Origin of the sequence: Flammeovirga aprica JL-4, from assembly GCF_012844305.1 — a bacterium.
Classification (GTDB): Bacteria; Bacteroidota; Bacteroidia; order Cytophagales; family Flammeovirgaceae; genus Flammeovirga; species Flammeovirga aprica.
In genome coordinates, this window is record NZ_JABANE010000112.1 from 1 (window position 1) to 12,116 (window position 12,116).

At 33.5% G+C, this 12,116-nt stretch carries 10 protein-coding genes and 1 pseudogene; 10 read left to right on the top strand and 1 reads right to left on the bottom strand.

Translation table 11 applies throughout. The features are described 5' to 3' along the window. The first annotated feature begins 130 nt into the window (after window positions 1-130). Window positions 131-559 carry a hypothetical protein gene (locus HHU12_RS27460; protein ID WP_169659941.1) on the top strand — a complete coding sequence of 143 codons (429 nt, stop codon included), beginning with the start codon at window positions 131-133 and terminating at the stop codon, window positions 557-559. 76 nt (window positions 560-635) lie between these two features. After that, on the top strand, window positions 636-1,115 hold the full coding sequence (locus tag HHU12_RS27465; protein ID WP_169659942.1) for a hypothetical protein: 480 nt from the start codon (window positions 636-638) through the stop codon (window positions 1,113-1,115). A 91-nt stretch (window positions 1,116-1,206) separates the two neighbouring features. On the opposite strand, the gene HHU12_RS27470 is transcribed toward HHU12_RS27465, so the two are convergent. Next, complete coding sequence (locus HHU12_RS27470; protein WP_169659943.1) at window positions 1,207-3,645, bottom strand: T9SS type A sorting domain-containing protein; 2,439 nt, start codon at window positions 3,643-3,645, stop codon at window positions 1,207-1,209. Window positions 3,646-4,067: 422 nt separating this feature from the next. Between HHU12_RS27470 and HHU12_RS27475 the strand changes: the two genes are divergently transcribed. The 8 genes and pseudogenes from HHU12_RS27475 (at window position 4,068) to HHU12_RS27510 (ending at window position 11,897) form a co-directional block, all read left to right on the top strand. After that, window positions 4,068-5,693: a tetratricopeptide repeat protein gene (locus HHU12_RS27475; protein WP_169659944.1), complete on the top strand. Its 1,626-nt coding sequence runs from the start codon at window positions 4,068-4,070 to the stop codon at window positions 5,691-5,693. Between the two features lie 95 nt (window positions 5,694-5,788). Next, a complete protein-coding gene (locus HHU12_RS27480; protein WP_169659945.1) occupies window positions 5,789-6,451 on the top strand; it encodes a hypothetical protein in 663 nt (220 codons plus the stop codon). 98 nt (window positions 6,452-6,549) lie between these two features. Continuing rightward, window positions 6,550-7,392 carry a metallophosphoesterase gene (locus HHU12_RS27485; RefSeq protein WP_169659946.1) on the top strand — a complete coding sequence of 281 codons (843 nt, stop codon included), beginning with the start codon at window positions 6,550-6,552 and terminating at the stop codon, window positions 7,390-7,392. A gap of 82 nt (window positions 7,393-7,474) precedes the next feature. After that, window positions 7,475-8,158 (top strand): hypothetical protein, encoded by a 684-nt coding sequence (locus tag HHU12_RS27490; protein ID WP_169659947.1) that lies wholly within the window; start codon window positions 7,475-7,477, stop codon window positions 8,156-8,158. A 233-nt stretch (window positions 8,159-8,391) separates the two neighbouring features. Continuing rightward, a pseudogene (locus HHU12_RS27495) lies at window positions 8,392-8,952 on the top strand (PA3715 family protein); the annotation flags it as partial. 323 nt (window positions 8,953-9,275) lie between these two features. Continuing rightward, window positions 9,276-10,127, top strand: coding sequence for a right-handed parallel beta-helix repeat-containing protein (locus tag HHU12_RS27500; RefSeq protein ID WP_169659949.1), 852 nt, complete (start codon window positions 9,276-9,278; stop codon window positions 10,125-10,127). 6 nt (window positions 10,128-10,133) lie between these two features. Next, the gene (locus tag HHU12_RS27505) at window positions 10,134-10,901 is read left to right on the top strand and encodes a hypothetical protein (RefSeq protein ID WP_169659950.1); all 768 of its coding nucleotides are present in this window, start codon (window positions 10,134-10,136) and stop codon (window positions 10,899-10,901) included. A 186-nt stretch (window positions 10,902-11,087) separates the two neighbouring features. Continuing rightward, window positions 11,088-11,897, top strand: a complete 810-nt coding sequence (locus HHU12_RS27510; RefSeq protein ID WP_169659951.1) for a metal-dependent hydrolase — start codon at window positions 11,088-11,090, stop codon at window positions 11,895-11,897. Window positions 11,898-12,116 lie beyond the last annotated feature (219 nt).

Genomic DNA, 12,116 nt, shown 5'->3' on the forward strand with positions numbered 1-12,116 from the left:
CTATGACCATTTTTCACTATATCGTTGCCTTCACAGTGAGGACAACGTATTTCTTTGTAATGTCTCATATACATATAACAAAGAATCAACCTAAATCATCCATTACCTAATTTTTTAAAGCAAGGGGGATATGAAGATCTTATCAATAATATTTACTGTTTTATACTGTATCTTAAGTTTACCTGCTAATGCTCAAGAATTGGAGAAGGAGTGTGACTTCAAATTTGATAGTATTACAGGGATTGAACATTGCATAAATGTAGATGTTCCTCCATCTCAAATAAAACCGGAAGGAAAGATTTTCCGCATCCTTGCAAAAACAGTCAAACTAAATGGTGTAGGAAAGAAAATGGGATTAAGTGGAGTGAAAGTGCTTATCTCATATTTTATTAATGAACAGGGTGAAGTAGTGTTTCCTTCTTACTTTAGAGGTGAGGAGTTTATAGAAAATCCAGATGAGGTATTACAGATTTTTAATGACTCAAAGTGGAAGCCAGCCGTTTGTAATCAAGAGAAAGTTATGGTATGGCAAATTTATCAACTTCAGCTGTGTTTTTAGGGAATGATAATTTTTTGGAGGTTAAGAACTTATTTACAAATCTCCTTGAGAAATTAAACTTTTAAAAATTATATATATGACTCATAAGCTTTTTGGCATACTTATTTTAATGCTGACAAATTCTATGTTGATTCTTGGTCAGATAAATGATAGAAAGGTAATTTCGAATGGAATATATCGAATTACTTATGATGATGGAGAAGTGGTAAGACTATTTATAAATGATAGTCTTTATGAAATGAAATCAGCTTCTCAAGTGGTTGAAAAAGGAAGTATAGATATTGATCATCAAAGTTTTTTTCTGTATGCTGATACAGAAGAGGATACTACTGAATTTGTCTTCAATACAGTAAAACAAATTCCTGTTTCAAAGAATGGGATACCTTTGGAAATTAATGTAAAAGGTCAAGCATTAAAAGGAGTAGGTTGTAATTGTTATGAATTGGAAAAGCCTTTAACAAAATCTAGTCGTTTTGTGCTTTATGGAAACGGGGGAATTAGGGTAACATGTAGGAAAGGAGTAATAACAAAAATCAAGAAAATTGCTTTACATTAAGTAAGTTTAGTTCATCCATTTTGATTATGTGAAAAGGGTTATAAAATTCCCACAGTTAAAAACTGTGGGTAATAATAGATTGTCATAGTTACTACTCTTTCATAAATACCTTTGAGACAACTCCTTGGTTTGTTTCCAACTTCAAAATATAAGTACCTACACTTAAAGCAGAAACATCAAGGTTTATTTGATTCGAATTGACTTTTTTATGCAATTGTATTTGCCCGATCATATTAAGAACAGAAACACTTTTAGCCTCCGAAATTAAACCACTGATTTGAAGCATTCCACTTGTGGGATTTGGATAAAGAATCAGAGATGGGAGTGAAGGAGTGATACTCAGAATAGGTTCTTCTTTGTCGTCATTATCATCCCCCGGAATTCCTGCAATATTACAATTCATCGTTTCCTTGATTTCTGCAATTTTTTCTGCTACTTCATCCAGTTTCATTCCTTTGTAAAGAATAATTCGATCTACTTGAAAGTGGGAGGAACGTCCACTCAAATTGATGGTGTATTCACCTGCTTCTGGAAATACAACAGACATCCAAGGTTGTCCGTTATTATGTAAATCCAGTTGTCCATTGAGTGTGAAATCATCTGTACTTCTTCCTACAAATTTTTCAAAGTGAGTTAAAGCTTCCTGTTTAGCTCTTCCAATATCATCATCAAAATAGATCCACGCATCATTGCCTAAATCTCCACCTCTTTCTCCTTCAGGTTGTCTCATGGTCCATTTTACTGTATATCCACCGGGGTTATTGATTTTGAAAGTATATGAGATGGTTTGTCCATTGGGTACTTTTTGATAAGAATTTGGTCCGCCATAATAAAGGTATTTTCCACCTGATGCTTTTTCTGTATCAGTACCTATTTTCCAATGGCCAACAAGGGGGAAGCGCTCTGCCTCAAAAATCAGCAGTCCGTTCACTTCCTCCACCTCGCACTCCCCCAGGCATTCAAAGTTTAAAGCACGCCAGCGACCACGAGCATAAGCAAAGCCATCACCTTCAGGAATTAATCCATTGGAATGGGCATTAGATTCAATCTGAATTTCATCACCCTTTTCAATCAATACATTTTGAAACTCATGAATATATGGTTCCATATCCGTAGTAGCGACAGGGTTTTGAAATTCTCCTACAAGTTGGCCGTTGACTTTGAGCCGGAAAGTGCTTTCACCGTCTTCTTCAGTCAGTGTAGTCATACTGATATTATAAAAACCTGTTAAGCCATCAAATACTTTTTTCGTGGCTGCAAATTTATCTTTGTATTGTCCCGCATCAACAGCAATTGCATTACGGCTATTGTCTTTGTAAGCTGTAACGAAGGTGTCGATCTGTGCCACTTCAAAATCTTTAATCGCAATATATTCTAGGTCTTCACAGCTTGGGAGTGTAAGCACAGTGACATTCACCACATCTTTAAAATTTCCTTCATCGGTTGTTGCAGTGATTGTAACTGTTCCTTCTTTTAGTCCGATCACTTCTCCTTTCGTTGAAACATAAGCAATTTCTGGGTCAGAAGAAGTCCAATTGATTTTTGTATTAAAAGCATCGGAAGGTATAATACTGTGAGCAATTTGAACGCCTCTTCCGATATAAGCATTTCTACTGTCATGTAAAATATTGATTCCTTCCACAGGAATAACAGCTCCAAGTTGAATGCCGTCGCCAATAAAACTTTGGAACTTAGCAGGACTTCCAAATTCATCACCTACTAGTAAATAATACACCATACCCGCATCAGAAACATCAGCACCTTTTCCTTGTGGATGAAACTGCATTCTACTGTACACCCATTGAATATTCGGATCTGAGTGAGTTTCCATCCATTTCCAAGGTGTGAAATCAGTACCTGAACACCAAAGCTGATCTAAGTTGTCACACCCATTTTGATCTGCAATTTTTTTATACTTCAATCTGTTTCCACTTAATATAATGGCCTCTTGCATTTTGTGATGTGCTTCTCTTCTGAGGTGATTGTCGTTAAAGCCACTATGAGAAATAATCTGCACATGTGAGAGTGCTTCTACTTTTCCATTGTCAATGACTTTTTGAACTGCTCTGTAGAAGAATTCAGAAGTTCCCATATGGATAAAATACAATGGATCTTCAGCGGTAGATTTTCCTAATTCTTCTGCCAAATGAGCGATTGAAGCATCGAGTGTTTCTGGTACATCAAAGAAAACGGAAGCATCAAAATCCCATCTTTCTATTCCTCCGTCAACCGCTTCTTTCATGTAGTTAGTTTCAGTGGTGTGGGCAGGGGCATCAATAAAGTTATTATAAGAGAAGTGCACCACTTTATCTTGCAAACCTAGTTTGGCGATAATTGCTAACGAAGCTGGTGTACCTCCCCAGTCATCAGGATCGGCTCGTGGCCATTTTGCTTCAGGGTGATTGTCCGGTTGATTGTTACCATCTGCACTGATGGCAATTCTGTCGTTGTTATACCCCAGAGATTGGGCAAAGAGTTGTCCAATAAATAAGAGTAACACAGATAAAAGTAATAAGTTCTTTTTCATCATTTGTTTGTATTAAGTGGATAAAGAGCATATTTGAGTTGAAAAAATTAAGTAATCAAAAATGAAATCTCCTCAATAAAATGCTCATTAAGTTATTGCCGAAAAAGCATAGTTAAAAGTAGTATGGTCCATTGGAAAAAAGCTTAATTTCCTATTTAGCAAAAACTTAACAAGGGTTTAGAATAATTTAATGAAGTCATTTTTGAGATTCTTATTTTCTGAAAATATCCCCCTTTCAGAGAGAAAAGGAGGACAAATTTTAGTGATTACCGAGGGTGTTTTTTTATAATCCTATCTCATTACCGTTGTCAAAGATTATGTGTGTATATTTTACGTGTAATATTTATTTGGATTAGGACAAAAGTTAATAAAGTATGAAATGAAAAGTGTTTTTGTCCTATATCAAAACTTCTAACCAATTATAAATGAACATTCATAAAAACTATCTGCTAGCAATTTTTCTACTTTTACAATTAAACTCTAAAGGATTTGGATTTCAAAACCAGCAAAATGAAAATTTATCTATCGTTGTACAATTGCAAAATGCTAACTCCCTTTTGAACGCAAACCCTGATAGTGCTTTGCTTTTGTATAAGGGTGTTGTCGAAATTTTTAAAGCATCAAAAGACACAACAAATGTGATAAAATGCCACATTGGGATGGCAGACGTATACAAAAACAAAGGGCAGTACAGTCTTTCCTATGATCATTTATGGGAAGGATTATTATTAGCCAAACAGAAGAAGGCTATTTTTCTTCAAAGTGAAATTTATGCAGATATAAGTGTGCTTTACAGTTTGTTTGAGAAATATACAATGTCCATAGAATACCTTCGAATGGCCTTGTTTCAAGTAAAAACACTGATTGAGAAAAAAGAAATTGATCCAGTAAGTACAATTTCACTTTATTATTCTATGGCGGTCCAATATCGGAAAGCAAAGGAATTTTCAAAGGCATTAGTCTACCTAGACAGTTGTAGGGCAGTTGGGGTGGAATATTCCAAAGACCCCATCAAGAATACCGCTTATGTTGGTACAGAAAAAGGGATTGTCTCTTTGTATCTTAATAATTTAGAGGAGGCCGAATATCATCTTTTGGAATCCGAAAGGTATTTTGTGAATCACAATAATGCGTTTCAGGTGATTGTTTATAATTTTTTGGGCAATTTATATCAGAAAAAAGGGGAGTCCACCAAGGCAATTTCAGCCTATCAAAAAGCATTAAAGTTGATGGAGGTTTTCCATACACATAATGATTATAGAGTCGAAATTTTACAGCATTTATCGGGCATCTATGAAAAAGAAAATCAAACGCAACTCTCCTTAGAAAGCCTAAAAGAAGCCAATGCTATTTCTGATAGTTTGTATAATATCAAAAGCATCTATAATAATCGTTTATTTCAGATTAAAGATAAATACAGGGAAACACTTCAACTTAAAAACATCCAACTTAATGAACAGGAACAAACTATAGAGGAAAGTACTTTACTCAAAACACGACTTTTGATTGTTATTGGTCTCTTACTGTTTACACTCATTCTAAGTGGTTTTTTATTCTATTTGAAATCTAAAATCAAGAGAATAAAAATAGAGCGCCAACGCTATGAGACACAAATGCAAATGGAAAAAGAGCGTGCTGAAGAAATCATGAAAATAAAGAGTAAAGAACTTACCGCTAACACACTTCTTTTTATTGAAAAGGAACAAACTATCAAGGAACTTCTAGCCGTGATCAAAGAAAAAGTACCGTCAAGCTTTAATAAAATCAACGCTCAAATTGCACAAAGTAATACTGATATGTGGGAGCGTTTCAATACGTTATTTATAGAAGTAGATGCAGATTTTTATAGAAGACTAAGGCAAAAATTCCCAGAGTTATCACCCACTGAATTGAAACATTGTGCATTGATCAAATTAAAGTTCAATACAAAAGAAATGGCACAATTGCTTAATATTTCTTTGAACAGCGTTCAGATTTCAAGGCACAGAATACGTAAGAAAATGAGCTTAGAGAGAAATGAAAATTTGAGTACTTATATTGGAGACTTGTAAAGGTTTAGGTTTTATGTTTTGGAGTTGACAAGTATAAAAGAGAATGATTTTTGTTTTAATCTAATATGAATTAACGCTTAGAACTAAACTTTAAAATGAAGCATCTATTATCCTTTCTCTTTTTATTAATATACACCACCGCTTATGCTCAAATAGGTAAGGTTTATCCAAAAGATGAATCCCTAAATGATCCAAGTTTAATGCAATTTATAACGGATTTGAAAGTTGCGGTTCAGGAGAAAGACCGAGCCTTTATTGAACGGTCTCTTGCCTCAAAGACATATACTACCAATGAGGGGTTAGATCAAACCACAAAAGAAGGATTTATGAAGTACTATTTCAGTACTGCCCCTAATGAAAAAGAAAGCGGAATTTGGTCTACATTTGAATTTATCTTCAAAATAGGCGGTGGTGGTTTTTCTAAAGATCAAAATGAATATTATTTGCCTTATACTTCAGCCAATATTTATGAAGATAATGATATGTTTGACTCATTTGGCCTTTTGATCGCTTTATCAGATTCAACTCCTGTTTATGAAAAGCCTGAACAGGGATCCAAAATTGTGAAATTTCTTTCTTATGATGTGGTACCAGAAACGTATGAATGGGATAGATATACTTGGTATCAAGTAATCCTTGCTAATGATGATACAGCTTATGTTAACCCAAAAGATTTTATTCCTACACTATCAATAAGGGCAGGGCTGATCAAAGAAGATGGTTTATGGAAGATACAATATGCGGATGGGTTTGATTAATTAATTATGTCTTGAAATAATGACATTTTCCTCTGCCTTAAGTAAATTACAAAATAAAACTTCGATCAATCAATTTTAGTGTCATCATATTTAAAGCAATGAACAGAAGAAAATTTATAAAGCAAACTTTTTTAGGTGCAGTTGGCGCCGGATTTTTTACAGGTTTATATACTTGGCAGGTTGAACCATTTTGGCTGGAGTTTGTAAAACAAAAAATGCCCATCCAAAATTTACCAGATCATCTCAAAGGAAAAGCCTTAATGCAAATCAGTGATATTCATATCGGGAATCGATTTGATTACAGTTATATCATAGATTCTTTTAAAGAAGCACAAGCTTTCAATCCTGATTTTGTAGTATACACAGGTGATTATGTGAGTTATGAAAATGAAAAACAGTTTCAGCAATTGGATGAAGTACTTCCTCACATCGTAAAAGGAAAACTGGGAACTGCAGGCATTCTTGGAAATCATGATTATGGTAAAAATTGGGGAGAACAGAAGGTTGCAGACAAAATTTCAAATCAATTACAAAATGCCGGTGTGCAGATGCTTCATAATGCTCAAAAAGAGTTTGAAGGCTTAAATATTATTGGTTTAGATGATTTCTGGGGTTTGAATTTCGAACCCGAAAAAGTCATGAATGACTATGATGAAAGCAAGGCGAATGTCTTGTTATGTCATAATCCAGATGTTTGTGATTTAGAAGTTTGGAATGGGTATAAAGGCTGGATTTTATCAGGCCATACTCACGGAGGACAATGCAAACCACCTTTCTTGAAAGCTCCTATGTTGCCTATTAAAAATAAGAAATACGCACAAGGAGTGATAGATTTAGAAGATGGAAGAACTTTGTATGTCAATCGTGCCGTAGGTCACCTTTGGCAAGTGCGTTTTAATGTGCGACCTGAGATCACGATTTTTGAGTTGGAGCAGGCTTAGAACTATTAGTAATATCAAAATCTAAGGATGATATATAGATAATTTTCTGCTATATCATTTTAGAGGTTTTCAAGTAAAAAATATGACTGAAATTTTAATAAAGTCAATTGTTATTCCCGTTACAGTACACGTTCTAGTAGCATTGATTTACGCAATTGTATATAGAAAGGATAATGATGTGTATCAAAAATCTTACTATCCAACGTTAGCGGAAAAGGAGGCAAAAGAGAAGAAGGTGAGAAGAACATTAATCCTTTACGCATTAAGTGCTTTCATTGGGGTTGGATTGACAAATATCTCTTTACCAATAGTAAGTGATATGTACCACGATTCATCTGATAATTTGAATCACACCGTATTAAAACTCAATTTTATACCTCCCTCTTTTTTCATTGGTTTTATGGTAGCAATTCCTTTTTCTATAGTAATGAATAATATCAGAAAAAGGTTAAATGGTGACTATTACAAGAAGAAAGGTATTCAGCTAAGTCATTTCTTTTCCATTTTATTTTTGATACTAACTATAAGTTTCAGCTTTTGGGTGATCAGAACAGGAATTTACCTTGGAGAAAATGAAATTATTGTGAAAAAGTATTGGGAAGATGAAAAAACTATCCCCTTAGCTCATATTGAATCATGTGAGTTTGAAAGTGATCGGGTACGTTTGAAATTCAAAGACGGTTCAAGCATTTCATTGTCAGGTGTTGACTTGGATCGGTATAGTATGCTTCATTTGAAGGAGTTTCTTGAAGGGGAGTCAATGTAGTATGAACTAAAAATTGTCAAAACGAAAAACTTCAACTTAATGAAATATTTATTCCCAGTATTACTTCTTTTGATGGTCTCTTGTAAAAAAGAGTTCAAGGCTCCAATTGTGATAGGGCATGGATTTCAAAAGAAATCATTTGTGACAATTGATAAAACATCACGTAAAAACTATTTTGATATCTTCTATTTGGGTCCGTTAAAGGATACAATTCATCTTTATATGATAAGTCAAAAACGATAATTGTATTACCTGTAATAGCAGAGAAAGAGGATGAAGTTATATTAATGGATAGCCATATCTTTGTAGTAAAAACGGAGACAGGAGAAATACTATCCCACTATTTTGAAAGCCATAAAACAAATAATTGGATGTCGGATGCGGTTGTTTTAACAGAAATAAAAATCGATACAGCACCTTATATTTTTAACTCTTCAACAAGAGCATTTGGTGTAAGAGTATTTTTTTTAGGGTCTTCCAATATCAATCAATATTCCCAAGAACTGATATCATTATTTGTAGAAAAAGACGATGCATTAACCCCAGTTTTGCATCAGTATCCTATCGAAAATTACGGTGGTGAGTGGGATGGAGAATGTGTTGGAGAATTTACCTCTGAAAGGAAAATTATCATGATTTCGGATCAGAAAAGTAATGGTTTTAATAATATCGTAATCAAAAATAAGATCACTGATAATATTAATTTTTTAGAAGGTGATGAATGTAAAAACAAAGCTAAAATTAGCTATCAAAAAGATACCTTAAAATATGATGGCAGTGTGTATAAAAAGTGATGTTACAATCAGATTTCATGGATCAAACAGTTTTTTAGGATTTTACAGGTTATTATTTTTGTAAGCAAAATAACATTTTGATACTTAATGAGATAATTATTAACTTCGCCTTCGGAAGATATGAGAACCTTTCTTATCCTTATATTTTTCGAGTGTATTTTAAAAACAAACTATTTTACAGGAAATAACTTCTTAAAGGGAAGAATTATAAAAGCAAATATTGAAAAACTAATTTAAAAAATGACGAGTGAAATAATTCATAATCATGTGAATAGAAGATCTGACTTCATCACGTCTATTTAAATAAATAAAATAAACTTAAAATGTCAAAAAAGCTAATTAAACCCTTATTATGGGTACTAAGCACTATTGTATTACTAAATAGCTGTGATCAGAAAAATACTGAAAAACAAGAAGAAACGGAGCAGTATTCCGTTGCAGAAGTGGCAATTGAAGAAGAAGTAGTTGTTCCTCATGAGTTCCCTAAAGAGGAATCTCAGAGAAATATTGAACTTGTTTTTGATAGTGTTTCAATTGATAAATATTACACTACCAAACATATGATTTATAAACATCTTTATTTCTCTGATCAAAAAGGAGTACAATGGGTACTTTATACCAATTTGGAAGATAATATGAATGGTTTCTTTTTGAATGATGGCATAAAAAGTTCTATTTATGAAGGAGTGATATTTAAAGTGAAATGGAATTTTGAGCGTAGTAAATACATGGAAAATGGAATAGAAAAAGAAAAGAATTTTGCTTTTGTAGAAGAATTACACCTTGCTAGTCCTGAAAGGGATTTAAAAAGGAGAACGATTGAGTTAACGGCAGATTTGGATATCGAAGAATTAATAGATAATGCACATGCAGGAGATTCCATTTTAATAAGAGCAGGTGTATATATTTTAACGGATGGAAGCAGGTTGGATTTATTTGCTGACCATATAGTTTTAAAAGGTGAACCGGGTGTATTTATTTATGGAGATAAAGATGTACATATATTAAATATTCATGGGAATGATGTCACTGTGGATAATCTTTACTTATCACATACGCTTACAATAGGAGGGTCATGTGGCGGTGATGTGGTGAGTGTATCAAGTGAATCACAAAAATTTGTCATTAGAAATTGTGACCTTAATGGCTGTGGTGTGACAGGTGTTTATTTTTAGGGAGAATTGGATGAGCATTCAACTGAACATATCTTAGAAAACAACATAATTCATAATAATTCAGATGCAGCAATTTTCCTTAATGGAAAAGCCTATCAATCAGAAGATAATGTGCCGTTTCTTACTTTAAGAAATAACAAAATATGGAATAATGGTTATGATAAAACAAATGAACCTTATACTTATAAAGTAGGCTTTTCTTTTGGTTTATCAGATAGCTTGAAGAATTACATCAACCATAATTTAAAGGGAATAAATGTGTCTCATTATGATGCAGTTGTTGATTCTCTTTTGCCGTTTTTTGCTGACGACCTTAAACTTGGTTACATGAATCCTTCTGATTATATCGACAAGAACTCAAAAGGTCTACTTGTATATGAGCGATTTAAGCCAGTATATTTTGTAGATTCGACAGAAATAATGTCAAAGAATTCAGCAATTACTGCTTCAGGTGATAAGTTATTAGCTATTTATACTGAACAGCAAATATTGGATGATTACTATGCTGAAGGTGGTGAAGATTGGGGATATTTTACGTCACAAGTGTCAGATTATTTTTCGGGGAATGGAGTAACAGTGACTCATGCTGATAGTGTGTTATCCATCACTCAAAAAGACTCACTGAAAAATGAATTCTCTGAAATGTCAGGAGGAATGGGTTATTTATTTTTCAGCAACGGAGTTTGGCAATACGTAGATTATGATCAACCTGATGGCGTTATAAGTAGTGGAGAAAGTTTCTTCTCAAAGATGGGAAATAATCAAGTGCAATAATTAAGGAAGCTTGAATAAATAGAAGGGTAAGATAATGTCTCATTATAGAAAAGAGATGTTTTATCTTGCCCTTTTTGCTATAGAAAAAGGCGTTACAAAAGAATCATTTTCTTTATACGAATCATTTGATTAACTTAAAAATCAATTCTTTTTATAGGAGAAAACTAAACAGTATGCAGGCAACAAATGGACATTTTAACCCACACTTTATCAGGAGTAGCAGTAGGAACGGTTGTTTCAAGTTTTGAGAAAAGAGGATGGACATACAAGCTGAAAATTATTTTACTTTCTGGTTTCGCTGGAGCTTTACCTGACTTAGATGCCATAAGTTTGTGGAGAGGTTTTGATTCCACGATCGGTGTTTTTTTCAATCTGGAACAAAGTGGCCGAGTCATCTACTCAGCAAAATATTGGTACTCCCATCATGCGTTTTTGCATAGCCTTACCGCAGGAGTAATGTTGATGACGTTTGTAGGTTTAATATCCTACTTTTTTAATACAAAAGTGAGAGAAGTAAAATATAAAAACCTCTTTTCATCTTTCAATCAGATGAGATTATCGTTGATTGGTTTTCTTTTTGGTTTTATGATTCATTTGCTTGAAGATATGCCAACTCCTTCATCTTCTTGGGGAGGTGTAAATCTATTTTGGCCATCCAAAATGTATATTGGTGGAACAGGCCATATTTGGTGGTGGAATAACTACGATATCTTTTTAATTGTTGTAAGCGTAATTGTCATCAATTTATTACTTCATCTTTTACAAAATGTAGTGAAGTTTGATCTTAAGAGTCTGACTGTTATAGTGTTTATGATTGGTTTTGCCTCTTCAATATATCAGATGAATACAAGAGGTTTTGATTTTGCCTACACAGGCTCCACAAATAAATACCATCAGTACGAAGCAAAATCAAAAGAGATACAAAAAGAAATTTTAGGGGATAAAGTCTATAAAATGATGGAGAGTTTTGATAATAAATTGAGGTTTTATTTTTAACAGAATAGGTTTGTTTACGTTTAACATACATGTCATGATGCTTTCTACCATTGTACTTTGGTAGTACTCTTATGGCATTGAAGGGAAAAGCGTTAAGAATTTTATGGATTGAGCCGTTAAAAATGATTTTCTTGTTTGAGCTTTAGCGAGTTTAAAATCATTTAGGCGAGAGGAATAAAATTTAGCTTTTGACTTCACAGCCTAGATTTTTTGCTTCGT

Excerpts from the sequence above, each read along its gene's own strand:
- HHU12_RS27510 (WP_169659951.1), top strand. The coding sequence starts at position 11,088 with ATGGACATTTTAACCCACACTTTATCAGGAGTAGCAGTAGGAACGGTT.
- HHU12_RS27470 (WP_169659943.1), bottom strand. The coding sequence starts at position 3,645 with ATGATGAAAAAGAACTTATTACTTTTATCTGTGTTACTCTTATTTATT.
- HHU12_RS27490 (WP_169659947.1), top strand. The coding sequence starts at position 7,475 with ATGACTGAAATTTTAATAAAGTCAATTGTTATTCCCGTTACAGTACAC.
- HHU12_RS27480 (WP_169659945.1), top strand. The coding sequence starts at position 5,789 with ATGAAGCATCTATTATCCTTTCTCTTTTTATTAATATACACCACCGCT.
- HHU12_RS27500 (WP_169659949.1), top strand. The coding sequence starts at position 9,276 with ATGTCAAAAAAGCTAATTAAACCCTTATTATGGGTACTAAGCACTATT.
- HHU12_RS27465 (WP_169659942.1), top strand. The coding sequence starts at position 636 with ATGACTCATAAGCTTTTTGGCATACTTATTTTAATGCTGACAAATTCT.
- HHU12_RS27485 (WP_169659946.1), top strand. The coding sequence starts at position 6,550 with ATGAACAGAAGAAAATTTATAAAGCAAACTTTTTTAGGTGCAGTTGGC.
- HHU12_RS27475 (WP_169659944.1), top strand. The coding sequence starts at position 4,068 with ATGAACATTCATAAAAACTATCTGCTAGCAATTTTTCTACTTTTACAA.
- HHU12_RS27460 (WP_169659941.1), top strand. The coding sequence starts at position 131 with ATGAAGATCTTATCAATAATATTTACTGTTTTATACTGTATCTTAAGT.